Consider the following 26,666-nt stretch of genomic DNA (forward strand, 5'->3'; position numbering starts at 1 on the left):
AAAAAATCAGAACAATCATACCCGAAAGAGCAGCATTCACTGCTCTTTCTTATTTTTGCGCCTCATGGCAAACAATAAACCCACACTCTATACCTGTCTCTCTCCTGCGTTATTACATTTATACGATCTGCGCAATGCAGTGGTAGTGATCATTGATGTATTTCGTGCAACATCAACAATTGCATCTGCATTGCACAACGGCGCACAATGTATAATTCCGGTTGATGAAGTAGCCAAAGCAATTGCTCTCAGCAAAAATATTGCAGGCAGCATTGCAGCCGGTGAGCGTGACGGACAAATTGCCGAAGGTTTACAACATGGTAATTCGCCGCTTGAATACAGTCGTGATTTTATTGAGAACAGAACATTGGTGCTCACTACTACAAACGGCACACGTTTGTTGCAAATGGCATTGGATAATGATGCAGATACCATCATCACCGGATCATTTCCAAACCTAAGTGCTGTGTGCGATTTTCTCATCAAACAAAACAAAAATGTTGTACTTGGTTGTGCCGGTTGGAAAGACCGTTACAATTTAGAAGACACGTTGTTTGCCGGTGCTGTTATCAGCCGCATCAAAGAAAACTTTACCATTCATTGCGATAGTTCACTCACTGCAGAATTACAATACCAACAGGTAAAAGATGATCTGCATGGTTTTGCACCAAATCTTACGCACTACCATCGTCTTGTAGATCGTTTTGGTTTGATCGAAGACATTCGTTTTTGTATGACACCTGATATTGCAAACGTGTTGCCGTTGTATAAAGAAGGAATGTTATTGAGGGGCTAAGAGTTTAAAGAGGGAAAAAAGAAAAAGAGAAATTTCATCTGCGTCTCTTTGTGTTCATCTGTGGCCTTCTCTCTTCTTCATTCGTGTAATTCGTGGCAACCACTTTTCGCAAAAAGAAAACCTGTAAAGATAAGAACCTTTTCCTGTTCAGCAATCACATCATAGCTGTTGATATTTCTTTCCTTTTTTAACGGGAAATGTGCATTTAAAGCCTTTACTTTTGCAGATTACCCTTTTTTGAACGGACCCTGTTTTCATTCTGTTTATAGAGGTTAATGCAGTCGTTATTTTGAACAAGAAAAAACTCAAAACACTTGGCATTACCACACCTGTTGAAGTTTGCATATAATCACGGTACCGAAGAAGTGATCCGTAGAGGGAAAAAAATTCATGCTATTGGTTTTGCGGAACTGGTGGAACATGATGAACTCATGGGCACTGTTGTTTTTCGTGTGCGTGACGATTCTTACTCTACTTTTTACAAAGTATATATCCAGAAGTACAAAGATGCCAACGCCATGAATGTGCGTTGCAGCTGTCCATACAATCTTGGTGATATCTGCCGGCACGAAGTAGCTTCTTTGTTTCAATTGCAGGATCTCATCGATAAAAATATTCTTGGTCTCAAAGATCTGCAATACGATCAGCGCCACACTGTGGTGAAGATGAAGAATATTGAACTAAAAACTATCCGAACACTTACTGCTGCTGCAGCATTGGATGATGCAGAAGTTTTTTTACGCAGCAATAAAGCATCTATTCTTTCTGCGAAGGATGAATGTGTCAGAGCCGAGTTGCAGATGAACGGAGAAACATGGCCGGTAACCATTCAGAAAAACGACGAACGTAATTTCGATACTTCCTGCACCTGTGCAGAAAATGCTCATGCTATTTGTGAACATAAAGCCATTGTGTTTATGCAGTTGCTTAATGCACACGGGCCCATGTATTTCGACAGCATCCGCAACATGGATAAAGAAAAAGGAAAGCTGTTGGGCATTTATGGTTATTCACTCAACGATAACTGGCAGGAAAAATTTGAATTCATTTATAAAGACGGGAAGCCGTTTCTCCGTGTGCTTGATCCCGGCGTAAAACGTGTTGAACCTTCTACCTTAAAAAAACCGGAACCTGTTGCAACAGTTGCTGTAAGCAATGAAACAGAAACAGAAGTTGAAACGGTAGAAGAAGTAAAACAATCTATACGACTTGGTGTAGTGTTAAACAACAACACCAAACAGTTTCCTTATTTCAGTATTGAAGTAGTAAAAGGCGAAGTGGATGAAGAAGGAAATGAGTTTACCGGTACTGTAGAAAAATTAGACGTCAGCAAATTTATTGAAACAGAAGACCTTTCAGAGAACGATAAACTATTATTACAATTGCTGCGTCGTTTGCAACCTGCAGAGATCAGCAAGTTTGTAAACCGCAACTCTCCCTTCTCCGGCATTTGGGAAAACATTATTCATCATGAAGAAGACGATCTTCCTGAAGACACGAAGACATTGATGCTGGAATATTTATTGCCACGCATTCAAAAGTTATTTGCAGAAACAAATTCTCCTGTATTACTTCTGCCGAAAGGAAAAGAATTCAAAACAAAAAATCTCGTACACATATCAACTACAGGAACTTTCCTGAAACCATTCTTTGAACTCAAACAACAGAAGAATAAATGGGAGTGGAGTTGCAAAGTGAAGATCAACAGTGTGGCAATGGATGTGCATGAAAATGATTGGAACAGTCCGCTCATCTTTTTATTCAATAATGAAGCCCGCACCTGGGAAAAACAGGAAGATGCGCAACTGGTGATCGATTTTGCATCAAACAAAAACAGGCTCATCAACAACAGCGATCTGTCTGTGTTCCTTGAAAAAGAAGCATTGAAAATTGCCCGTGATTATCATGTTGATTTCGACCAGGCATTGATCAAAGAAGTAAAATCAGGTGAGCCTGATATTACCTTGCAGTTACAGGAGCGTGGTGATTATTTAGTGATGGTGCCAACGTTTAGTTACAAAGGATATAAAGTTCGACCAACAGATAAAGAAGAAATTATTCTTCCCGGTGAAGATGGATTGATCATTGTAAGCCGTAACCGTGAAAAAGAAAATGAATTTATTGAGAAGGTAGAAAAACTGCATTCTCAATTCATCAAACCCGAAGGGGGTGCACAACTGGCATTAAAAGGCGCCGAAGTATTAAAGAACAACTGGTTCTTTTTATTTGTTGATGCCATGAAGGAAATGAAAGTACCGGTTGAAGGTTGGGAAGTACTTAAGAATTTCCGTTTCAATACAGCCAAACCAAAAACAGAAATTTATATCAGCAATGGTGTTGATTGGTTCGATGCAAAAGTGAAAGTGGTGTTTGGCGATCAGAGTGTGAGCATTGCTGAAGTAAAGAAAGCATTGGCCAACAAGCAATCACTTGTGCAACTGCAGGATGGAACCTTGGGTGTGTTACCTGAAGAATGGATCAAGCGTTACTCCATGCTCTTCCGTGTGGGTGAAAACAAACAGGACCAACTTCGTTTATCAAAATATCATATCAGTGTTATTGATGAACTGTATGAAAACAGGAATGAAGAAGAGTTGATGATCCAGCTCGAAGAAAAGTATGAACGCCTGCGTGAATTCAAACACATTAAGAAAGTGGATCCGCCTGCACATCTGCAACCTATTCTTCGTCCATACCAGGAAAGTGGATTTCACTGGCTCAACTTTTTAAGTGAAGTTGGTTGGGGTGGTATTCTTGCTGATGATATGGGTTTGGGTAAAACCATACAGGCACTTTCATTTTTGCAACACATGCAAACAAAGCATGGTAAACTGAAAGCATTGGTTGCTTGTCCTACAACGTTGATGTATAACTGGGAAAACGAGATCAAGAAATTTACGCCATCACTCACTTATCATATTCATCATGGTGCACAACGCAACCGTGATAAAGCGTTCTTCGATCAGTTCAATGTGGTGATCACCACGTACGGTACACTCCGCAGCGATATTAAATTATTAAGTGAGCAGGCGTTTGATTGTGTGGTGCTGGATGAAAGTCAGGCCATCAAAAATCCAAACAGTAAAGTAGCGAAAGCAGCTTGCCTGCTCAAAAGCAAACACCGTTTGTGCATGAGTGGTACGCCTTTGCAGAATAATACGTTTGACATTTATGCACAAATGAACTTCCTCAATCCGGGTATGCTGGGTACTGTTGAACATTTCAGAAACGATTTTGCTACACCTATTGATAAGTTTGGTGAGAAAGAACAGAAAGACCATTTGCGCAAATTGTTGTTCCCGTTTATTCTTCGCCGTACAAAAGAACAGGTGGCTAAAGATCTTCCGGAAAAAACAGAAAGTATTTTGTATTGCGAAATGGAAACTGAGCAACGTAAAATTTATGATGCTTACCGTAACGAATACCGTTCAAAAATTCTCGGTACTATTGAAGAGGTGGGTATTGGTCAATCGCAATTAACCATCCTGCAAGGGTTGATGAAACTCCGGCAGATCTGTGATTCACCGTTTATCTTAAATGAAGCAGAGAAGTTACCGAACCATTCAATTAAACTAGATGAGTTGGTGCGTGAGCTGGAAGAAAACATGGGTAACCACAAAGCATTGGTATTCTCTCAGTTCCTTGGTATGCTGGCGTTGATCAAAGAAAAACTGGAAGAGCTGAATATTCCGTTTGTGTATTTTGATGGTAGTACTTCTGCTGCTGATCGTGAAAAAGCGGTACAGGATTTCCAGAACAACGAAGAAACAAGAGTATTCCTTATTTCATTGAAAGCCGGTGGTGTGGGTTTGAACTTAACAGCTGCCGACTATGTGTACATTGTTGATCCATGGTGGAACCCTGCTGTTGAGCAACAGGCCATCGATCGTACACATCGTATCGGGCAAACGAATAACATCTTTGCGTACCGTATGATCTGTAAGGATACCATTGAAGATAAAATTTTACAACTGCAGGAACGTAAGCGTTCACTTGCACGTGATCTGATTGCTGATGATAATGGATTTGTGAAGAGTTTGAGCAGGGAAGACGTGGAATATCTGTTTAGTTAGGCTGGTCACCAAGACGCAAAGAAAGAAAAGGAAGTACGGTATACTTCCTTTTTTATATTGTGCATGTTTTTTTACTTGTAATTACCGAAGCTGATGAACAAGAAAAACTACTAAAGTCTTGCGTAACCCAGTGTTTCCAGCTCTGAGATGTTTTTCGTTAAATGAGTTTTGCCTTCTGCCAGTACATATAAGCTATCAGAGATGTCTGTAATGTATCTGAACATATGATCTGTTACCAATAGTCCTTTATTTTCTTTTTCTTCGGAAAGCAGATTCTGTACTTTTTCTATTTGAAGTGGATTCAAATGAGTAAAAGGTTCATCAAGCATTGCAAACTGAGACTTGGATTTTACTACAATGTAGAGTTCAATTAATCTCTGTTCTCCACCGGACAAACTATTTATGGTAGAGCGATGCCTTGTTTTAAATTCCAGGAATCGCTTTTCGAATGACGAATATTCCAATTCGTAATCATCAAATATTCTTTTGAGAGAAAGTGATTTAGGGATAAAGTTAAACTGCGGGAGATAAAGTAAAAGGTCGGGGCGTTTGAACGGTTCACGATGTGCAACATCGTCAAAGCGTACAGATTTTTCGCATTCTAAACTTCCGTAGATAATTTTCATCAGGCAAGATTTGCCCTCCCCGTTTCTTCCCAAAATACCTGTGATTTTACCCGTCTCACATTTCAAATAAATATCTCTCAATATCTTTCTACCATTAATTTCAAATTGGATACTATCGGCCTCTAGTTTATGAATCATCTGAATTTGTATACCTGTATTATCAACAATATAAATAAAACAAAGTCAAAGGTGAGGGTTGCGGTCCATAGCAAAACCTTTGAAATTCCTAAATTTTGATAATAGTAATACTCTCTTCTCTTGTAATTGTTAATGAAATAGAACGTCAATCCAAGTGTTGCGATTTTCAACCAGAACAAAGCAACAAATGCACTAAAGCCGTATTTCCAGAATAATAGCAAACTGCATATAGTTATTAAACCGGACGCTAAAATAAAGTTTCTGTAAAACGTCCAAATGAGTCTTATGGTTTTTGTTAGTCGCATAACTGAGATGTGTGCTACAAAGAAAACATTTGTTCTTTTGTATTATGGCAAAAAAACTTCTTTAATTTTTACAATACTTCCTTTATCATTAAGTGTCAAAATAAAGGGACTATCATTAAAAATTATTTGCAAGCTTTTTAAGGAATTTTCGAAAACGGGATGTAACCTGTCTGGGTTATGTATCAAATCAAATACACAGTCTTTGGCAACAGGCAATCGTCTGATTTTTTTGCTTTCATTAAGTATAAAGTAGTCATTAGGTACTGCAAATTCTCTCTTGCCACTTGGCGTTACAAATGTGTCAATATCTTGTCTTTTTTTTGCAGCCTCAATTGCTGCATCCCCAGTTAAAAACTGTATATAATCAGCATCAATAAATGTCGTCTCTGCCACGAGAAATATTCTAATGATATTGGCATATTGATCTTTGGCGTTTTCTTGTATGTCAGTCTTAGATAAGGTGTTTGAATGCTTTGAAATTGTATCGCTTTTAATTTGTATTCTTTCGTTGGAATTATTTGTTTTGCATGAAAACAATATCAAAATAAAAGAAGTATGAATTAATTTATTAAGTATCATCGTTTAAAATTGTGCCTGACACTCTAATTTATGATATAATATTATAGTTTGCAAAATCAGTCATTAGCAACTGAAACATCTCAAGTCAACAACTTACCATCCTAAACCAAATCCTATCTTCGCAGCAAATTTCTATCAACCTTATGCAGCAGTTCCGCTCACTTCTTCTTGGCTTTATAATTCTTGTTTCCTGTTTCTCATCTTTTGCACAACACAGTTTAAAAGCAGTGGTAATAAATGAACAGGATCAACCACTAGCTGCTGCCACGACAGTTATTCAACAACTCAAGCGTACGGCTGTTGCAGATAGTAACGGTGTTGTATTTTTCAAAGATCTTCCTGCAGCTGTGTACACTGTTTTGTTTTCGCATGTGGGTTATAAAACAAAAACGGTTTCGGTTCAGCTGCCCATTGACAGCACGCTTGTTGTAGTGCTTAACGAAGAAGAACATGAAGAGGAAGAAGAGATCATTATTACATCTACAAGAACCAGCAGGTATATTGCCAATATCCCCACACGTATTGAAACAATTTCAGGCGAAGAGCTGGAAGAGAAAGGCAATATGAAGCCCGGTGATATCCGGATGATGCTGAATGAAAGCACCGGTATACAAACACAACAAACATCGGCTACTTCTTATAACTCCAGCATCCGCATACAAGGGCTCGATGGAAAGTACACGCAACTATTGCGTGATGGTTTTCCGTTGTACTCCGGTTTTTCAGGCGGGCTTGGTTTATTGCAAATTGTTCCGCTCGATCTCAAGCAGGTGGAAGTGATCAAAGGCGCCTCTTCTACATTGTATGGTGGCGGTGCCATTTCCGGTTTGGTGAATCTTGTGTCAAGAACACCGGGCGAAGAACGGCGGCTTAACTTTCTATTCAATGGTACTTCTGCATTGGGGCTAGATGCAAGTGCATTTTATTCGGAAAAATTCAAGAAGCTAGGTACAACAATTTTTGCTTCGTTCAACGCAGGTACTGCTTACGATCCGGCAGATATTGGTTTAACGGCTATTCCAAAATTCAAACGCTATACAATTAATCCAAAACTGTTTCTTTATTTAAATGAACGCAGCACGCTTCATCTTGGTGTGAATGGTACGTTTGAAAACAGGATCGGTGGTGATCTCAATTATATTAAAGATCCTGCGAACAACCCTAATCTTTATTTCGAAGAAAATAAAACAACACGTATCAGCACACAGGCGGGGTATGATTACAATATCAATCCGAAGTCAAAACTTTCATTGAAGAACAGTGTGAGTTTTTATGATCGCAGTATTGCTGTCCCGGGATTTCGTTTTGCAGGTTTGCAAACAGCTTCGTTCAGTGAAGCGAGCTATCGTCATGAAAATGAAAAACTGGAATGGATCACGGGTATGAATGTGTGGACCGATCTGTTCACACAAAACGAACCTTCTTCAGGTTCTAAAGTAAATTATTCACACTCAACAGTTGGCTTGTTTGTTCAAAACACCTGGAATGCAACGGAACAGTTTATTCTTGAAACAGGTTTGCGTGGCGATTATCAAAATCAATACGGTTTTTTTGCATTGCCAAGAATTTCTGCGTTGTATAAATTCACTTCACAATTTTCGATGCGTGTTGGTGGCGGGCTTGGTTATAAAACACCAACTGTGTTTACAGAAGATGCAGAACGTATTCAGTTCCGTAATGTATTACCAATTGATGTGGCTAATACAAAAGCTGAAGAATCTATTGGTGGTAATCTTGATCTCAACTACAAAACAAAACTTGGCGATGAAGTTGAATTATCGGTCAACACACTTTTCTTCTATACCAAAGTAAACAACCCGTTGGTGCTTGTTCCAGAAGTAAATAATGTTTATCGTTTCCAACAACCGGCTGGTTTTGTTGATACAAAAGGTGTGGAGGCTAATGTGAAAATTTCTTATGCTGATTTTAAATTGTTCATTGGTTATACTCTTGCTGATGTGCAGCAACGTTATAATGGAAACAGCAGCACATTTCCGCTTGTTGCGAAGCACCGGTTGAATAATGTGCTGATGTATGAGATCGAAGAAAAATTAAAGTTGGGTTTAGAAGCTTATTATTTCAGTAAGCAACAACTCAATGATGGTGCAACCGGCAAACCTTATTGGATCTGTGGTTTTATGGCAGAGAAACTTTGGGAACGTTTTTCAGTATTCATCAATTTTGAAAACTTCTTAAATACAAGACAAACAAGATTTGATACTATTTATACCGGTTCAATCAACAACCCAACCTTCCGTGATATTTATGCACCGGTTGATGGGTTTGTGGTGAATGGCGGTATTAAGATCAAGTTGTAAACTCATTTATGCTCATTCGTGTACATCATATCGCCATCATCTGTTCAGATTATGGACGGTCGAAGAAATTTTATACAGAAGTACTCCAACTTTCTTTTTTCGGTGAAGTATATCGCAAAGAACGGGGGTGGCACAGTTCTCCCGACCTGCGCCAGAAGAAGCCAAAAATTAAACGGCTGAAGATTGAATGTATAAAGAAGAAGGAAGTACAGTTGTACTTCCTTCTTCTTTATATTTATAGTATGCTGCAGAAGTGTAGAGTATTTTATTCCGGCACAAATAGAACATTGTACGTTTTTGCAACGCCTTTGTAGTCAAATTTTACAACCGCTTTACCATCCTTTGTTGCAGCTTGTGTAATGCTCACTTTTACAGTACGGTTGTTTGAAGATGCTGTCAATTTTGGAATACTTGTTTCACTTGCAGGCACTTTCACCGTAGCCTGGTAAATGTTGTATTCCGTAATTCCGTTCGCATTGGTTGACCTGACAGGCGTTGCCGGAATATCAATTGCTTTTCCATTGACCATAATGTTAACAACAGGAACAACTGGACGTACCAATTTCTTTGTCTTTGAACTGAATCCAAGACCACTTAAATTGAACAGTACATCCGTGCTGTCTCCTTCGGCCACTAAAAAGATCGCATGCTTTTTATCCAGGTTGTCTACGTATTTCGCTACATCAATAGTGAATTGCGTAACCTGCTGTTTAGAATCGGCAGGTACAATGATCTCACCGATTTTTTTGCCGTTCCAGGTAGCATTGTCCCAAGGCCCGTCAATCCATACATTCACCTTCAACGATTTTGTTGTAGTGGGTGTAAGGAAAAGATGAAACTTCGTTTGGTTACCCGGCTTCGTTCCTTCAAAAGCTTTCAACCCGTTTTTATTCTTCGACAGTCCACCAAACCCGAAATATTTATAACCGATGATGTGGCCATTTTTTACTTTTTCAATCGGCATATGATTATCCCAGATATCCCACGAATCTTGTTGGGTGGCCGGAGTTGAAAGATAAGAGGCATATCCTGCTGAATAATATTGATAGGGATCGAGGCCATAGAAATGAAAACCTTCCGAAGTAACTTCTGCGCCTTTGTATTCTTTTCCCTGGCTGTCTTTTGCGGTCCACAAATTATCTGTTGCATAAGGATCGTATGCTCTGATGGTAACTCTTCCACCATCTGCTACCGGTTTTTCATCGGCAATAACCGTAACCGGGGCTACCATTGGCTGACGTGCGTAACCAAAGCCACGGGGCGGACGGTGGTAAAACGCATACCACTGACCGTTGATGTCCTGTATACTTCCATGTGTATTATGTCCGGAGTAACTTGTTTGCAAAGCGGTTCCATCCCGGTTGAGAACCGGCGCTCGGGAATCCACCAATACACCACCGCTTTTCCAGGGGCCTAAGGGAGAGTCGGCATACGCATAACGCAACGTAGAGTTAGAGCTGCTCAATCCATAATCAGGTCCGGAATAACCACTGTACACCGTTACAAATTTGTTCCCCACTTTGCGGATCGAAGAGGCTTCAAAAAAGTTGAAGGTTCCCAGATCTTCATTTGGAAAAATGCTGGGATACACCGTACCTGCTGGTTCACGAAGCGCTCCGCCATATCGTGCGCTTGCCGGTAAAAATGGTTTGATAATGCTGGTGCCGGGACGCAGCGTATACATGGTGTTCTGATCTAGTTGTGCTGCAGATGATCCCTGGAAACCCCAGTAACCATAGGCACGGAAACCAATTTCATAATCAGGGTCTTTGGGGTCTGTTACATATTCGATATACACGGCGGGGTCGAAACCTAAAATACTTCCCGGTACAGTAGCCTTGCCATCTGCTGTTAAGTTGATGGGTGTAAACGGCCCGTCGGGACGATCGCCTTTTACTACCATGGCCTCCCGGTTGCGGCCACGACTGTGCGGGTACAGGTAATATTCTTTTTTACCGTTCTTACGTTTTACTTCTACGAGATCGGGTGCATACATTACATCCCACTGATTGTCGATCGGGTAAGTAAACACAGGGCCTTCATCCCGCCAACTGGATAAGTCTTCCACCGGCGCCGACCATATTCTGATGTCGGGACCACAATAACTGTTCACCCGCAGATCATGCGAACCAATGATATAAGCCCGGAATTTGCCCGCCTTGTCAGGATCTTCAAACACACGGGGTTCACCATCCGGCAAATGTTCCCACAATGGGAGGTAGGGGTTACCCGCCCCTTTATGAATAAACTTGTTAGTATTCTTTTTTGCAGTCAAGCTGTTTTGCGCCCTTGTAACTGTTAGTGCAAAAAGTGAAATGAAAAGGAAAAGGATCGGTTGCTTATGAAAGTGGAAACGCAGCATCTTTTCGAACAATTGGTTTTCTACCATCTTACTGTTTTTGGTTTTAGATCTGTTTTTATATTCTGATTTAAGGTTCTTCATATGGTATACCTTGCCGTTAAATCTGGAAGAATCAAATGCGGTTTCCAAATTTACGGTTCTGTAAAATGAAAGCGATTAGATTGTTGGTATTTACAAGACGAAAAAAGATTACTCAAACTTGTGCTGCTAATGAAATTCAATTAGAAGATTCGTAACGGTTGCCAACAGGGTCGGAATACTTGTGCCAGAAGAACCTTTTTTAAAATATGACATTAACAAAACAGCTTTGCTTTTTTACCCTGTACGAAATCACTTCATTCTTGTTCTGCACAGTTTTTAATACGTATTTATAAACCCTGCTAGAGAGTTTTTGTATTTCCAAGCATATTTGTAATTCAATTCGTTTTTCATGTTACAAGCTGTTCACCACATCGCCATTATCTGTTCCGACTATCATGTGTCGAGACAATTTTATACCGAAGTATTGGGTCTTACAATCGTAAGGGAAGTGTATCGCAAAGAACGAGATTCATACAAACTCGATCTTGCATTGAATGGAGAATATATTATTGAACTGTTTTCTTTTCCTTCGCCACCTGCACGGCCATCAAGACCGGAGGCATGTGGTCTTCGTCATTTAGCATTTGCTGTAGAAAATCTTGAAACAGTATTGCAACATTTGCAACAACATAAGGTTGAAGCAGAACCAATACGTATTGATGAGTTTACCAACAAACGCTTTACGTTCATTGCCGATCCTGATGGATTACCAATTGAGTTTTATGAATTATAGTTCTTCGTTTAATCAAGAACTTTCAGCTGAATATTTTTATACAATACTTTGCTATTTGGATCATGGCCCTGCAGTGCAATGGTACCGCTGCTGAGTAGGCGGCCTTCCATTCCTTTTTCACGAACAGCATTTTCAGGTTCCGTATAATCAACCAATTGTTTATTGTTTACAGAAACTTTAATGTTTTTATTTTTCACAACAATGTGCATGGTAAACCATTCGTTGTCTTTGGCAGGTGGTTCTTTTATATCCTGCACAGCATACAAACCTCCGGTGCGGCGCCAGTCGCCCTGCGAATTATTCACCTGCACTTCATATCCCTTTTTTGGCCATGAGCTTTCCTGGTATTGTGTGTGAATATATACGCCGGAGTTTGAACCAGGCATGGTCATAATATCAAGCTTCAGTTCAAAATTTTTGAAGTCGTGTTTTCCCACTTCTCCGTCATAAAATAAGTGAGCAACTTTCCCATTCACTACAATTGCTCCGTCTTCTACTTTAAAAGTTTCAGCATTTGCTCCCACTTTCCAGCCATTGAGTGTTTTGCCATCAAACAACTGAACCCACTTCTTTTTCTTCGCCGGGGCTGTAGCAGCCGAAAACAAAACAACAAAAAACAACAAACAACTGATGCGGGCAAACGTGGTCATAGTATCTTTTTAAGAGAAACAAATGTATTAATTCATTTCATTAACGCAGCATTGTTTGAAGTTCGTTTACATTTGTTATATGCAAATCATTGCTGTTATACCAGCCCGTTATGCGGCCACCAGATTTCCTGCAAAGCTGATGCAAATGTTGGGTGCTAAAACTGTCATCCGCCATACGTATGAAAATACTGTGGCCACCGGTTTGTTTACCGATGTGTTGGTGGTAACCGATAGTGATATTATTTTCCAGGAAATTACTTCCAACGGTGGTAAAGCAATGATGAGCAGTAAAGAACATGAAAGCGGTACAGACCGTATTGCCGAAGCAGTGAACGATATGAATGTTGATGTGGTGATAAATGTGCAGGGCGATGAACCTTTTGTACAGAAAGCTTCGCTTGAAAAATTATGCAACATCTTTCAAGATCAGTCGGTGCAGGTTGGTTCGTTAATGCATATTCTTACAGATGAAGAACAGATCAATGATCCGAATTGTGTGAAAGTGGTGGTGAATAAGCAAATGGATGCGCTATATTTCAGCCGCAGTGTAATTCCTTACAAAAGAGATGCTTCAACGCCAATTGCTTATTATAAACATATTGGCATGTATGGCTACCGGAAAAATAGTTTACTACAGTTTACTGCATTACCTGCCTCCTTACTGGAACAAACGGAAAAATTAGAGCAGCTTCGCCTCCTGGAGAACGGCTTTCGTATACGAATGGCTGTAACTGAACCAGTTGGCGTTTCTATTGATACTCCCGCCGATTTAGAGAAAGCGAAACAGCTTTTATAAGTAAAAACCCTATTGTTTAAAAAAAATACAGAAAAGTCTTTCGGTTTCTCGAAAACGTTTCTATCTTACACTCGGTTTTTCATAGGATATTGGATTTTAAAACGGGGCAGGATTTCTATCTGGCCCCTTTTTTATTTTATAGCCTTTTAGATCAGTCCAAACTGAGCACTTAACTCAAGCATACGATCAATGGGTTTTTTAGCCGCTAATCTCAACTCTTCATCCATTAAAATTTCGGGCATCTCATATTCCATACACAGGTAGATTTTTTCTAGTGTATTCCGCTTCATGTGTGGACAATCATTACATGCACATGCATTATCAGGAGGAGCCGGTATAAAGGTCTTGTGTGGGTTACTCTTGATCATTTGATGAAGAATACCAGTTTCCGTTGCCACAATATATTCCTGGCTACTGTCCTTCTCGGTGTATTTGAGCAACTGAGTAGTGCTTCCAATAAAATCTGCCAGTTTTAATACCGGTTCTTCACATTCCGGGTGAGCAATCACTTTTGCGTTCGGATGACGAAGTTTCAGCTTGGTAATTTTCTCAACACTGAATATTTCATGTACCATACAGGCACCATTCCACAGCACCATATTGCGACCGGTCACTTTGTTTATATAGGCTCCGAGGTTTTTATCGGGTGCAAAAATGATCTTCTGGTCTTTCGGAAGACTTTCCACAATTTTTTGTGCATTACTGCTGGTGCAAATAATGTCGCTCAAAGCTTTTATACCGGCACTGCAGTTGATGTAAGAGATCACCAGATGATCAGGATGTTGTTTTTTGAATTGCTCAAACAGAGGCGGCGGACAGCTGTCGCTGAGCGAACAACCTGCCTTCAGATCAGGAATCACCACTTTTTTTGTTGGGTTGAGAATCTTGGCTGTTTCAGCCATGAAATGCACACCAGCAAAAACGATAATATCAGCGTCGGTTTGTTCTGCTTTTTGCGCAAGCCCAAGGCTATCGCCAATGTAATCTGCCACATCCTGTATGTCGGGTTCCTGGTAATAGTGCGCCAGAATAATGGCATTTTTTTCTTTTTTGAGACGTTCAATTTCGGCGAACAGATCTAATTCAGGATCCAGCTCAATATTTAAAAATCCATTTTTTTCAACGTTTATCTTTGGATCAGTTACAAGCATTGTGTTCATCACGCTTTGTTTAAATTTGATTCGAAACTAGGACAAAAAAAAATAGCTCTTTTACCGTAGTATATCTTAATAGATACTTATTTATTTAATAATCTATTACTATTATGTATGTGAATTCGTGGATATCTCCTCTTCACTTCTTTTTGCAAAGTTAGCGAAGGCTCATTTATTCACATTAATTCCCAATTCATCCACATGTTGATATACAGCAGCAGTAAGGAAACTTTGGCTTTGTTCACAACTGTGGATTCAAAAACGGTTGTACAACTAACATCAGTATTTTTTCTTTTTGTTGTGTTAAAGCGGAGGGGATAAACACGGGGTTGTAAACGTAGTTTTTGAACCATGGGTCAACCTTCACAGATCTCAACTAATCACTAACGAAGTTATCCCTGTTAAAAACGACCATATCCACAGCTTTCAAGGTTTATTCACATGGCTATTGTGAATTCTTTATTTCGGTTTTTGAAATAGTTGCCCCTTCTTTTCTAAAACCTTTACCCTGTGCAGATTACGGGAGTTTTCCACAATTTGTTCAAACCTCTTTTTCCCCCTATTTTTGCCGCTCACTTTTATAACGTACAATATACTATTATGTCCATTATTCAGCAGATTCGTGAAAAGTATGCAGCCGTGAGCATTGCTGTGATTGCTTTGAGCCTTATCGGATTTATTCTAACAGATTACTTTGCCGGCCGTGGTAGCGGTGCCGGATCGCAACCTACTTCTATTGGTTCTGTAAACGGAAAAGATATCGATGTCAATGTTTTCAGTGATCGTTTAACAGAAATGGAAAATGGTTACCGTGCCCAGGGAATGGATGTAAATGATGAAATGCGCCAGCAATTGATCGAAATGTTATGGAGTAATGAAGTGGAAGAAACAATTCTTACTGGTGAATATGAAAAACTTGGTTTAACGTTCTCTTCTGCTGATATGAATGAAGCGTTATATGGTAGTAACCCACCTCCGGCATTGGCACAACAATTCAGAGATCAGCAAACCGGTGCGTATGATGTAAATGCAGCCCGCCAGTTTATTAATTCACTGAAAAATAAGAAAGCAAACGATCCGCAACGTGTCTATGTTGAGCGCAACATCATTGATTATATTGTACAGAATGGTTTGCGCACAAAATATGGTGCTCTTTTAGCCGGTAGTGTATTTTATCCAAAATGGTTAAGTGATAAAGACCTGAACGATCAAAGCAGTATTGCTTCTATCAGTTATGTTGCTGTTCCTTATACTACTATCAGCGACAGTGCTGTAAAAGTTACGGATGAAGATATCAATGCATATGTGCGTAAACATAAAAATGAATTCAAGCAGGAAGAAAGCAGAGCGATCTCTTATGTAATTTTTGATGCTGCACCAAGTGCTGCAGACTCTGCTTATGCATTGGGTGAAGTAAATAAACAATACAGTGCGTTTGCTACTTCAACAGATGCTGAACAATTTGTAATTGCCAATAGCTCAACCACAGCTTTCTATAATGGTTATGTTTTGAAATCTGCTTTACAGGTTCCCAATGCAGATTCTATCCGCAGTCTTCCTGTTGGTGGTGTGTTTGGACCATACCAGGATGGCGGTAATTATGTTATTGCCAAAATGGTTGCTAAGCGTGACATTCCTGATTCAGTAAAATGCCGTCACATTCTTGTTGGTGTAATGGATCAGCAAACTGGCCAGGCGATCATGAGTGATAGTGCTGCATTGAAACTGATCGACAGTATTAAAAATGCTGTGAATGCAGGAGCTAACTGGGGTGAAATGGTGAAGAAGTATAATCCATTAAGCGATGGAAGCCGTGAGAATAATGGTGAAATGACCTTTAGTGCCAACCAGGTGCAACAACCAAACTTTGCAAAAGAGTTTGCCGATTTTATTTTGTTAGATGGTAAGGTTGGAGAAAGAAAAGTAGTGAAAACAAGTTTTGGTTACCACTACATTGAAATTATGGAGCAAAAGAAAATAGAACCTGCTTATAAAATTGCTTACTTCTCACGTGCGGTTCAGCCGAGTGATGAAACCATCAGCAGTGCAAGTACAGCTGCAGCCCAGTTTGCTGCTGAAGCACGTAATGCAAAACAGTTTGAGGAAGCAATTACAAAAAAGAAATTAGTGCCACGTGTTGCAGAAATTCGTCCTACTGATTACTCTATTATCGGTTTAGGCGGGGCACGTAATCTTGTTAAGTGGGTGTATGAGAATAAAGTGGGTAATGTATCAGAACCTACAACACTTGGTGATAAAGTTGTGGTAGCATTAATTGCTGAAGAAAAAGAAGAAGGTGTGCCTGATGCCAAAACAGCACGTATCCAGGTTGAGAGCATTGTTCGCAATCAAAAGAAAGCAGCACAGATCATTAGTAAGATTGGGAACAATCGTGATCTAAGCCAGATCGCAACCAGCTTTAAAACAAATGTGTTACGTGCAGATAGTCTATCATTCTTCTCTCCGTTTATTCCGGGAGTGGGTATGGAGCCGAAAGTTACCGGCGCTGCATTTAACCCTGCGGTAAAAGGAAAGAGCAGCGAACCAATTGCCGGTAATACAGCAGTATTTGTGATCCGTACAGAAAATGTTGGATTGCAGCCAGCGGGAAATGCTGCCTACAACGATCGTCGTTTACAGATGGAAGCTGGCATGAAACAAAATGCTGCAAATGCAGCATTACAGTCATTACGCAAGGCGGCTAAAGTAAAAGACAGGAGAATTAAGTTCTATTAATCGTCCTCGGTTTTAAATAACGCAATGGGCATAATCTTAAGTTATGCCCATTTTTATGCACAGTAGTTTTACGTATACCACGATGAAAAACTACGATGCTGAGAAATGGTAAAAAAGGAAATTGCATATTTGGAGTAAATTTACTATCTCAATAGACCTGATATGAGTGAAGTGATAGTAAATAAAGTAGCTGAAAGTGCCTTGCAAACCATTGATCTGGAAGCCTGGATCCCAAAGGAAGAACCTGTTCTATTCGACTTGAAGGATTTCCTGTTTATGGGATTGATCATTAAAGAGAAAGAATTCAGGGCATCGCTTCAGCAAACAGATACAAGTGTTTATAAAGACAAAACTGTATTGATCAGTTGCAGTGCAGATGCCATTATTCCGATGTGGGCTTATATGCTGGTGGCATCTTTATTACAGCCTGTAGCAAGTGAATTGTTTTTGGGTTCAGCGGCCGAATGGAAGAGGCAAAAACTTATGCAGGCAATTGCAGCGCTTGATACAAGTGTTTACAAAGATCAACGGGTGGTGGTAAAAGGATGTGGCGATGAACCAATACCCGAAGCAGCTTATCTGGAGATCACTAACAAATTAAGACCTGTAGCGAAAAGCATCATGTACGGAGAACCTTGCAGCACTGTTCCGATTTTTAAACAACCAAAACCAACTGTATAAACCTCAGTGCCACTTAACGACTTTCGTAACTACCATCCTTACCGGCTCACTCAAAGGCAAAGGAAATTTTTGAAGCTGTGGGAAAAGCGAAGAACAATTCCCAGGTGGAAATATATTCTCTATCACGGTGTGTTAAGGGAAGGATTAATTTCTATGCTTGTGATTAAGTTGCTTCAGTTTGTTTTTGATCCGCAGGCATTCACAGGTTTTTACTTTACTGTAATGGGTGTTATCTTACTTGTAATGGAAGTTTGTTTCTGGCTTGGTGGAGGTGGTATTATTGGCTGGTTCAAACACCGCAGTTTTGAAACTGAATATGAAATGCTCAAAAGCATGGAGCATTTTTAATTACTCTTCTACTCTACTTCTACCACCATTTCAATTTCAACAGCAACATTAGACGGAAGTGCTACCATGCCCATTGCTGCCCTTGCATGTTTTCCTTTGTCACCAAAAATTTGTACCAGCAGATCACTGCAGCCATTGATCACTTTCGGTTGCTCTGTAAAATCGGGCAGACAGTTAACGTAGCCATTTACTTTTACAATTCGTTTTACTTTATTTAGGTCGCCACCAAGAGCATCTTTCAACGTACCAACAAGACTGAGTGCTGTAACCTTTGCTGCCTCATAACCTTGATCAATAGTAAGATCTTTTCCAAGTTTTCCTGTGATGTGTGTTCCATCTGCTTTTGTTGGTACATGTCCTGCCAAAAAAATAAGATTACCGGTGCGCACATACTTTACATAATTGGCAATGGGTTTACTAGCAGGCGGCAATTGTAATCCCAGTTCTTTGATCTTATCATCAACTGTTTGTGCACTTACAGTAACAAAAGCGAAAGCAAATAGTAATACAAAGAATAATTTCATACATGTATAGTTGTTGATTGCATCTGATTAAAACCATCCCCTCTTACGGAAAAAATATAACATCACCATTGGAATCAGGATCATCATACCGCAGGTTAAATAGAAACCCCATTTGTGATGCGCATAAGGGATGATGTCGAAATTCATACCGAACATCCCACCAATTACAGTTGCGGGAGCCAATAGACAAGTTACAATCGCCATCACCTTCATCACTTCATTCATCTTCAGGTTTACATTACTCAAGTAGAGATCATGTAAGTTCATCATCATATCACGGTAGTTTTCTGCAAGATCATTTGCCTGAACAATGTGATCATAAATATCTTTAAAGTATTTCTCTGTGCGTTCCTGTATTAACGGACTTTCGCTTCGAAGAATGCCATTGATCATATCACGAACCGGAGCAATATTTCGTTTTAATACGATCATTTCTTTTCGCAGTTGGTTGATCTTTGCCAGTGAACGTTTATCTGGGTGTCGGATAATATCTTCTTCGAGTAACTCGAGCTTATCGCTGAGCTTTTCCATCACCACAAAATAATTATCAACGATCATATCAATAAGCGAATAAAAAAGATAATCAGTTCCGCTTTGCCTGATCTTGTTACTTCGGAATTGCAGTTTATCACGCAAAGGATTAAAGACATCCCTGGAAGCATCTTCCTGGAAACTAAGCACAAACTGCTTTCCCAACACAATAGATATTTGTTCTGTTTCCACGGTTGAGTCTTTATCATTAAAGTATAGCATGTTCAACAGGCAGAACATGGTGCCGTCAATATCATCAACCTTTGGACGTTGACCAATGCTGAGAATATCTTCAAGCACCAGGGAGTGAATATTAAAATGATTGCAAATATCTTCAATGTCTTTTCTGCGAATGCCATCCACATTAATCCATGTAACGCTCGATGTATGTTTGTACCGGAACGCATCTTTTACTTCGGCTAACTTTTCCTGGTGCAGGTTTTCAAAATCGTAATCATACACGTATAAATTGATACGGTCGGGTTCTTGTCGCAGTGGAACTACCGTGGGATTTACGTTGAGGATACGTTTTGTCCGCAGGAGGTTGAGAGGATTCAACACAATGTCTAGATAGGAGCTCCGCTTTCCCATAATGAAAATTTAAACGAATTTAAACATTCATTGCGCATCTTCACAAGTCTTATGTAGCTTTAAGACATGATTCGATATATCCTAACTCTTTGTTTTGTTGCACTGGTTGTGGCCTGCAACAACGAAGCCTCCAACGAAAGCAAAGCTGCAGCAGATGCTGAGCCGCCACAACAATGGTTTGTAACCGATACGGTAATTGTTTGGGATTGCAGTGCCGAAACGAAAGAGAAGAAAAAGATATTTGCTCCCAAGGATTCTGTTACAGTTCCGCAAGCTTTTATAAATGGCGTGAACAAAACCTACAGCGAAATAAAAATGGTATTCAATCGTATTTCAACCGATACGGTTTATGTCAATATACCCGACGCTATGTGGCTTACCGACAGAGCCGGAAATTCAGGAGCAGAACAATATCTTTCATTTGCAGCTCTTAACCTCCTTGAAACAAAAGGAGTGCATTATGTGCATTTCGATTTTACAGCTGGCGTTCATGCTCGGCCAGCCACCTGGAGCAGGAAAGATTTTAATGATTGGAAACTCGACCCGTCATCTGTTCAATAAAACATACAAGATCATTTGTGTTGCTTTTGGCATTCCTCTTTGGTTTGCAATTTTGCTATGCCCAAAAGACTGATCAGAAATTGAAGAAGCGGATCGAAGAACTGATCAGCGGTTTTAATGGCGATATTGGTATTTATGTGAAGAGTTTAAAAACAGGAAAAATAGTTGCCATAAATGCTGATACGGTTTTTCCAACTGCAAGCATGGTGAAAGTGCCCATCCTGCTGGCAGTAATTGATAAGATCAACAAAGGAGAGTTGACTTATCATCAACCAATCATATACAACGATTCAATACTTTATGCAGGAGTTGATATACTCGGCTCTTATAAAAACAACGAGCAGGTGGAGTTATCGAAAGTAATTATGCTCATGCTTACCACCAGCGATAATACAGCAAGTTTATGGTTACAAAGTTTAGCCGGAACCGGTACACGCATTAATGAAATTATGCAGGAGCTTGGGTATAAGCATACACGAGTCAATTCAAGAACACCCGGCCGTGAAGAAAACCGAACTGCTTACGGATGGGGACAAACGACCCCCTTTGAAATGGCGAATATCATAGAACGTATTTACCGTAAAGAGATCTTTAACGACAGCAGCTGCATCCGCATGATGCGATTGTTAGGCCGTAATTACTGGGATGAAGAAGGGTTGTCGTCTATTCCTCCAACGGTTGAAGTATTCAGCAAAAATGGAGCGGTAAATGCCAGTCGCAGCGAAGTTATGCTGGTCAATGCGCCACATCACCCTTATGTGGTTTGTATCATCACAAAAAACAATAAAGACCAAAGTTGGAATGCAAATAACGAAGCCTGGACACTAACCCGTAAGCTTTCTTCGTTATTGTGGAACTATTTTGAGCCCAACATGAAGTTTTAAAATCCGTATACATTTGTTAAAGAAATCCAGCCTTAAGGAACTGGTATTTGCTTTGAGCTTAGTTAGAAAAACCATCAACATATGAAACAACTTTTACCCATTCTTTTTATTGCGATCACATTTGCTGCCTGCAGGGGTAGCCGTTCTGCCAGCTACGGTGATGAGAAAGATCTTGCAACACTCATCAGCCGATTGAACAAAAAGGGAGCAGACGATAAGATCATCGCAGATCTGCAACAGGTATATAATAACGCCTACACAAAATCAATGCAGCGGCTGAACAATTACCAGTACGACCCTGCACCGGAGAAGTGGAATAAGATCATTCCCGAGCTGGAAGGTCTCCATCGTATGTACGAAACCGTTAGCCAGAGTGCATATGCGGTTCGTTTACTGAAACCCGCCAATGTTTATCCTCAGCTTGTTTCAACCAAAGATTCTGCAGCTGCAGATTACTACCAGTTTGGTGTAGAGCAGTTGAATTTGAATACAAGAGAAAATAACAAAGAAGCATACTATGCTTTTCAACGTGCACAACAATATGTTCCTAACTATCGTGATGCAAAGCTCCGGATGAAGGAAGCGTTTGATCGAAGCATTGTGAATGTACTCATTAACCAGATTCAATATGATCAGTTCGGCATGGGCGGCAACAATTGGGGTTGGAATCAATACAGCAGCCGTGACCGTCAGCACCAGGCAAATATCATTCGTGATCTCGGCGGACAAAACTCAACTACCAATCCTGCACGTTTCTTTGATGAATACCAATTGCGTAGTATGGGTGCCGGTCCTGATCTTGTAGTTGATCTTGTTTGGCGCAATCTTCGTTTTGATCAGCCGCTTGATCAATCACGCACCTACAACCGCAGTAAACAAATTGAAACAGGGAAAGATACTTCCGGTCGTCCTATCTATACAACAGTAACGGCTACAGTTCGGGTTACAAGACGGGTGTTGAATGCAGATGCAGATATGAATGTGATCATTACCGATGCTGTAACACGTAATCAAATAAAGTGGGATCAGTTGCCATCTGAGTATCGTTATACTTATGAGTTTGCTGAATACAGCGGCGATAAACGTGCCCTTGATAATAATGATATCGCATTAATTAATCGTGGTAGTAACCAACGTTTGCCTACAAAGGAAGATGCCATGGCAGAAATGATGCAACGCATTTACAGCAGTTTGGTAAATAGAATAAGAAGTACAGTAAGTTGGTAGGAGAAAGGTATGAGTTAGAAGTTATGTGTTACGGGTGTAGCACAATTTGCTAGTTATAGTTATTTCAACAACTGGTAAGCGATCAAACTTAATATATATGCAAGGCCTGTCATATACACGAGTTGTATGATGGGCCATTTCCAACTCCGGGTTTCACGTTTTACAATGGCGAGTGTGCTCATACACTGCATGGCCAACAAATAGAAGATCATCAACGATACACCTGTTGCAAGTGTGTACACTTTTGTTCCATCGGCTTTTACAGCAGCATGCATTTTCTGACGAAGAGTTTGCTCGTCAGCACCATCACTGTCAACGGAGTAAAGTGTAGCCATCGTTCCAACAAATACTTCACGTGCTGCAAAGGAAGTGATCAAGGCAATACCAATTTTCCAATCGTAACCAAGTGGTTTAATTACCGGTTCAATGTATTGACCCATTACACCTGCGTAGGAATTTTGCAACAAGGCAGTTTGTTTTTCTTTTTCGATGACTTCAGCATTCTGTGGTGCAGCTGCCAGGCGTTGTGCATACGCTGTATTTACTTTTTCAATTCTGTTATCGGGACCGTAAGAACTCAATGCCCACAGTAACAAACTGATGACCATAATGATTTTACCGGCATCAAACACAAAGATCTTTGCCTTTTCGATCATAGTGATCACAACATTCTTATAACGTGGATGACGGTACAACGGAAGCTCCAGAATAAAAAAGCTTTTCTCTTTCAGTTTAATGAAACGCTTGGCGACATACGAAACCACCAAGGCTATCACCACACTAAATACATAAAGACCCATCATCACCAAACCCTGTAAACTCAGGAAGCCAAGGAAATATTTTTTAGGAATTACCAATGCAATTAGAATAGTATAAACAGGCAGTCTTGCGCTGCAACTCATGAGAGGAGTTACCAGGATCGTCAGCAATCGCTCTTTCTGGTTCTCAATATTTCGCACACTCATGATAGCCGGTACAGCACAGGCAAAGCCGCTGATCATCGGCATCACACTTTTTCCATTCAACCCTACTTTACGCATGATCTTATCGGTTAAAAAACCAATGCGTGCCATATAGCCTGTCTCTTCAAGTATAGTGATTAAACCAAACAGGATCATGATCTGTGGTACAAACACAAAAATGCCGCTCAAGCCTGCGAGCACACCATTAATGAACAGATCAGTTAGCCACGTATCAGGCAACCAGCTGCTGAACCAGTTTGACGCTTTCAGGAAAAAGAGCTCGATCATATCCATGGGATACTGTGCGATCCAGAATATACTTTGAAACAGCAGGAACAATACTGTAAGTAAAATGGCATAACCCCAGACACGATGAAGCAACACCCGATCGAGTTTTTCTGCGATCAATTGTTTTTTTACCGGCGATTCTTCGGTGATGGTATTCTGAACGATTTGCTTAATGCGTTGGTAACGCAGCATGATCTCTTCGGCCTGGATACGTGTATGCTGAACTTTGTTACGTTGTTCGATCGTTTCAATTTTGTCCTGCATCGCTGCATTCAACAAAAACGATTCGTGGTTGATGAGGTGATGGATAGCTGCATAATCACTCAGGTGAGGCAAGATCTCTTTTACTTCATTTACCGCTTCAGTAGCAAGATTTTTATTGAGGATGAAATCAAAAGCCGGCGGACGGTATTGCTGCCTGGCCGTTGCTTCCACAGCTTTTTTCAACGCATCAATTCCTTTGTTTTTCCTTGGATTTACCGGAACAACAGGAATGCCCAACTCTCGCTCCAATCCTTTCAGATCAATGATAATGTCTTTCTTGCGGGCTACATCCATCATGGTTAGTGCCAGCACTGCAGGTATCTTCAGGTCAATTATCTGGGATACAAAAAGGAGGTTCCGTTTCAAGGTGCTTGCATCTGCCACAATCACCACCACATCCGCTTTTACATCTGTGTCCTGGTTCATGAGTACACGATAGCTCACCCATTCATCTGCACGTCGGGGATACAGGCTGTAAGAGCCGGGTAAGTCAATCAACTCGGCCCTTAAATCAGTACCCAGATTTAGTTCACCGGATTTTTTATCAACCGTAACGCCCGGGAAATTGCCCACTTTCTGGTTAAGACCGGTTAGGGTATTAAACAAAGAAGTTTTACCGCTGTTGGGGTTGCCAACTAATGCAATATGAATTTTGTTTGTGGCCATGAAAGCAAGTGCAAATGTAGGTGCAAAAAGATTGAGGCATTTACGAAGTTGGAAAGATTAGCTTCGGGTTTGTGAAATGCTCTTTAATTTTCTAAGCAACCTTACAGGGAAAGCATACATCTGTTTAACTTTGACCCTCTAATTAATTTCATACATGAAAAGCTTTCTTTCGTTTTTGTTTTTTCTACTCATAACCATTGGTTCTTTTGCACAAAAGCTGAGTAAGGCCGATAAACTGAGTTTACTCAATCTCCGTACACATACAAGTTTTCTGGCTGATGATAAACTTGAAGGAAGAAGAACCGGCACAAAAGGCGAAGAGCTTGCTTACAAATACATCATCCAGGAGTTTCAACGAAACGGTGTGGAGGCAAAAGGTGAAAATGGTTTCCTCCAGGTGTTTGAGATAAACGAAGGAAAGCAAATACTGCCTTCCACCTTTTTTATTATTGACGGAGAACATTTAAAGGTTGATAAAGATTTTTTCCCTTTCAGCTGGAGTGCAAACGGAAGTATTGAAGCAATGGCTTCTCCCAGTTTGCATGAGGGCGGCAGTGCCTGGTTCTGGGATATAAAAGAACTGATGGCTGAAAACGAAAATAATCCCCATTTCGATTTGTTGAACGCTATCCGCACAAAAGAAAAAGATGCCGCACAAAAGGGCGCAACAGCTTTGATATTGTTCAATAGCGGATCGAAGGAAGCAGGGTTGAAGTATGATGCAAAAGATCGCTCAGCATTATCTACTATTCCTGTTATCTGGTTACAAAAGCGTATTGGCGATAAAATCGCTGCAGATCCATCGGCTATGCAGGACATTAAACTGAAAGTGGAACAAGGCGAAAAGATCAGGAAGGGACATAATGTAGTTGGTTATATTAACAACAATGCAGCAAGCACCATCATCATTGGCGCACACTACGATCATTTGGGCTATGGTGAAGACAATAACTCACGCAATACCGGAGCGGCAGCAATTCACAACGGTGCTGATGATAATGCCAGTGGAACTGCCGCATTAATTGAGTTAAGCCGTTTATTAAAAACCGAAGGAGCAAAAACAAGTAACTACCTGCTCATTGCTTTCAGTGGTGAAGAACTGGGATTGTATGGTTCAAAATATTATACTGATCATCCAACTGTTTCGTTGAATACAGTGAATTATATGATCAATATGGATATGGTTGGTCGTTTCAATGATACGGCTAAAACGATTACTGTTGGCGGCATTGGCACATCACCAACATGGGGAACGCTTATCAATGAAAAGAAGCCCGCTTTCAGCATTAAAGTAGATAGCAGCGGAACAGGTCCCAGCGATCACACTTCTTTTTATCGTAAGGATATTCCTGTGTTATTTTTCTTTACCGGTTTACATACTGATTATCATAAACCAAGTGATGATTTTGACAAGATCAATTACAACGGTCAGTTATTGGTTGTAAAATATATCACCCGATTAATTGCACGCAGCAGCAAAGAGCCAAAACTGGCATTTACAAAAACACGTGAACAGCAAACTACTACTACTGCACGGTTTACAGTTAGCATGGGAATTATGCCCGATTATACATTCAGTGGTAATGGTGTGAAAGTGGATGGCGTAAGCGAAGGACGAGCAGCACAGAAAGCCGGTTTAAAAGCTGGCGATGTTGTAACAAAGCTGGGCGAATTTAATATCAGCTCTGTTGAGGCTTATATGCAGGCTTTGAGTAAATTTAAAAAAGGTGACAGCACAAAAGTGAAAGTGAAAAGAGGTAACGAAGAACTTGAATTTGATATAGCGTTTTAA

Annotated in this window: 21 protein-coding genes; 13 read left to right on the forward strand and 8 right to left on the reverse strand. The window is 40.3% G+C overall.

Annotation, left to right across the window (positions count from 1 at the left end; all coding sequences use genetic code 11):
• The first annotated feature begins 64 nt into the window (after positions 1–64).
• Positions 65–796 (forward strand): 2-phosphosulfolactate phosphatase, encoded by a 732-nt coding sequence (locus WG954_RS05500; RefSeq protein ID WP_340434405.1) that lies wholly within the window; start codon positions 65–67, stop codon positions 794–796.
• 314 nt (positions 797–1,110) lie between these two features.
• Complete coding sequence (locus WG954_RS05505; RefSeq protein WP_340434407.1) at positions 1,111–4,869, forward strand: DEAD/DEAH box helicase; 3,759 nt, start codon at positions 1,111–1,113, stop codon at positions 4,867–4,869.
• Positions 4,870–4,979: 110 nt separating this feature from the next.
• Here WG954_RS05505 and WG954_RS05510 read toward each other — a convergent pair whose 3' ends face one another.
• A complete protein-coding gene (locus WG954_RS05510; protein ID WP_340434408.1) occupies positions 4,980–5,633 on the reverse strand; it encodes an ATP-binding cassette domain-containing protein in 654 nt (217 codons plus the stop codon).
• A gap of 347 nt (positions 5,634–5,980) precedes the next feature.
• Positions 5,981–6,517 carry a hypothetical protein gene (locus WG954_RS05515; RefSeq protein ID WP_340434411.1) on the reverse strand — a complete coding sequence of 179 codons (537 nt, stop codon included), beginning with the start codon at positions 6,515–6,517 and terminating at the stop codon, positions 5,981–5,983.
• A 143-nt stretch (positions 6,518–6,660) separates the two neighbouring features.
• On the opposite strand from WG954_RS05515, the gene WG954_RS05520 reads away from it, so the two are divergent.
• Entirely contained in the window at positions 6,661–8,835 is a 2,175-nt protein-coding gene (locus WG954_RS05520; RefSeq protein WP_340434413.1) for a TonB-dependent receptor, read from the forward strand.
• A gap of 8 nt (positions 8,836–8,843) precedes the next feature.
• Positions 8,844–9,149 carry a VOC family protein gene (locus WG954_RS05525; protein ID WP_340434415.1) on the forward strand — a complete coding sequence of 102 codons (306 nt, stop codon included), beginning with the start codon at positions 8,844–8,846 and terminating at the stop codon, positions 9,147–9,149.
• On the opposite strand, the gene WG954_RS05530 is transcribed toward WG954_RS05525, so the two are convergent.
• Complete coding sequence (locus WG954_RS05530) at positions 9,101–11,224, reverse strand: hypothetical protein (RefSeq protein WP_340434417.1); 2,124 nt, start codon at positions 11,222–11,224, stop codon at positions 9,101–9,103. The two genes, WG954_RS05525 and WG954_RS05530, sit on opposite strands and share 49 nt — an antisense overlap.
• Before the next feature lie 403 nt (positions 11,225–11,627).
• Between WG954_RS05530 and gloA2 the strand changes: the two genes are divergently transcribed.
• Positions 11,628–12,011, forward strand: coding sequence for an SMU1112c/YaeR family gloxylase I-like metalloprotein (gloA2, locus tag WG954_RS05535; protein WP_340434418.1), 384 nt, complete (start codon positions 11,628–11,630; stop codon positions 12,009–12,011).
• Positions 12,012–12,019: 8 nt separating this feature from the next.
• Here the strand turns inward: gloA2 and WG954_RS05540 are convergent, their stop codons facing one another.
• Positions 12,020–12,661 carry a 3-keto-disaccharide hydrolase gene (locus WG954_RS05540; protein ID WP_340434420.1) on the reverse strand — a complete coding sequence of 214 codons (642 nt, stop codon included), beginning with the start codon at positions 12,659–12,661 and terminating at the stop codon, positions 12,020–12,022.
• 79 nt (positions 12,662–12,740) lie between these two features.
• Between WG954_RS05540 and kdsB the strand changes: the two genes are divergently transcribed.
• Positions 12,741–13,457: a 3-deoxy-manno-octulosonate cytidylyltransferase gene (kdsB, locus tag WG954_RS05545; protein WP_340434421.1), complete on the forward strand. Its 717-nt coding sequence runs from the start codon at positions 12,741–12,743 to the stop codon at positions 13,455–13,457.
• Between the two features lie 146 nt (positions 13,458–13,603).
• Here the strand turns inward: kdsB and nadA are convergent, their stop codons facing one another.
• Positions 13,604–14,617 (reverse strand): quinolinate synthase NadA, encoded by a 1,014-nt coding sequence (gene nadA / locus WG954_RS05550; protein ID WP_340434422.1) that lies wholly within the window; start codon positions 14,615–14,617, stop codon positions 13,604–13,606.
• Positions 14,618–15,211: 594 nt separating this feature from the next.
• Between nadA and WG954_RS05555 the strand changes: the two genes are divergently transcribed.
• The 3 genes from WG954_RS05555 (at position 15,212) to WG954_RS05565 (ending at position 18,376) form a co-directional block, all read left to right on the forward strand.
• Positions 15,212–17,347, forward strand: coding sequence for a SurA N-terminal domain-containing protein (locus WG954_RS05555; RefSeq protein ID WP_340434424.1), 2,136 nt, complete (start codon positions 15,212–15,214; stop codon positions 17,345–17,347).
• Positions 17,348–17,509: 162 nt separating this feature from the next.
• The gene (locus WG954_RS05560) at positions 17,510–18,028 is read left to right on the forward strand and encodes a DUF2480 family protein (RefSeq protein ID WP_340434425.1); all 519 of its coding nucleotides are present in this window, start codon (positions 17,510–17,512) and stop codon (positions 18,026–18,028) included.
• Between the two features lie 159 nt (positions 18,029–18,187).
• Positions 18,188–18,376, forward strand: coding sequence for a hypothetical protein (locus tag WG954_RS05565; protein ID WP_340434427.1), 189 nt, complete (start codon positions 18,188–18,190; stop codon positions 18,374–18,376).
• Between the two features lie 8 nt (positions 18,377–18,384).
• Here WG954_RS05565 and WG954_RS05570 read toward each other — a convergent pair whose 3' ends face one another.
• Together WG954_RS05570 and corA are read right to left on the reverse strand one after the other, a co-directional pair.
• Positions 18,385–18,900 carry a RidA family protein gene (locus WG954_RS05570; RefSeq protein ID WP_340434429.1) on the reverse strand — a complete coding sequence of 172 codons (516 nt, stop codon included), beginning with the start codon at positions 18,898–18,900 and terminating at the stop codon, positions 18,385–18,387.
• A gap of 27 nt (positions 18,901–18,927) precedes the next feature.
• Complete coding sequence (gene corA, locus WG954_RS05575) at positions 18,928–20,022, reverse strand: magnesium/cobalt transporter CorA (protein WP_340434431.1); 1,095 nt, start codon at positions 20,020–20,022, stop codon at positions 18,928–18,930.
• Between the two features lie 66 nt (positions 20,023–20,088).
• On the opposite strand from corA, the gene WG954_RS05580 reads away from it, so the two are divergent.
• The 3 genes from WG954_RS05580 (at position 20,089) to WG954_RS05590 (ending at position 22,694) form a co-directional block, all read left to right on the forward strand.
• A complete protein-coding gene (locus WG954_RS05580) occupies positions 20,089–20,583 on the forward strand; it encodes a hypothetical protein (protein ID WP_340434433.1) in 495 nt (164 codons plus the stop codon).
• Positions 20,584–20,663: 80 nt separating this feature from the next.
• Complete coding sequence (locus WG954_RS05585) at positions 20,664–21,467, forward strand: serine hydrolase (RefSeq protein WP_340434435.1); 804 nt, start codon at positions 20,664–20,666, stop codon at positions 21,465–21,467.
• 81 nt (positions 21,468–21,548) lie between these two features.
• On the forward strand, positions 21,549–22,694 hold the full coding sequence (locus WG954_RS05590) for a hypothetical protein (RefSeq protein WP_340434438.1): 1,146 nt from the start codon (positions 21,549–21,551) through the stop codon (positions 22,692–22,694).
• A gap of 59 nt (positions 22,695–22,753) precedes the next feature.
• On the opposite strand, the gene feoB is transcribed toward WG954_RS05590, so the two are convergent.
• Positions 22,754–24,874, reverse strand: coding sequence for a ferrous iron transport protein B (feoB, locus tag WG954_RS05595; RefSeq protein ID WP_340434440.1), 2,121 nt, complete (start codon positions 24,872–24,874; stop codon positions 22,754–22,756).
• A 154-nt stretch (positions 24,875–25,028) separates the two neighbouring features.
• On the opposite strand from feoB, the gene WG954_RS05600 reads away from it, so the two are divergent.
• On the forward strand, positions 25,029–26,666 hold the full coding sequence (locus WG954_RS05600) for a M28 family peptidase (protein ID WP_340434442.1): 1,638 nt from the start codon (positions 25,029–25,031) through the stop codon (positions 26,664–26,666).

It is taken from the genome of Lacibacter sp. H375, assembly GCF_037892425.1.
Lineage (GTDB): Bacteria > Bacteroidota > Bacteroidia > Chitinophagales > Chitinophagaceae > Lacibacter.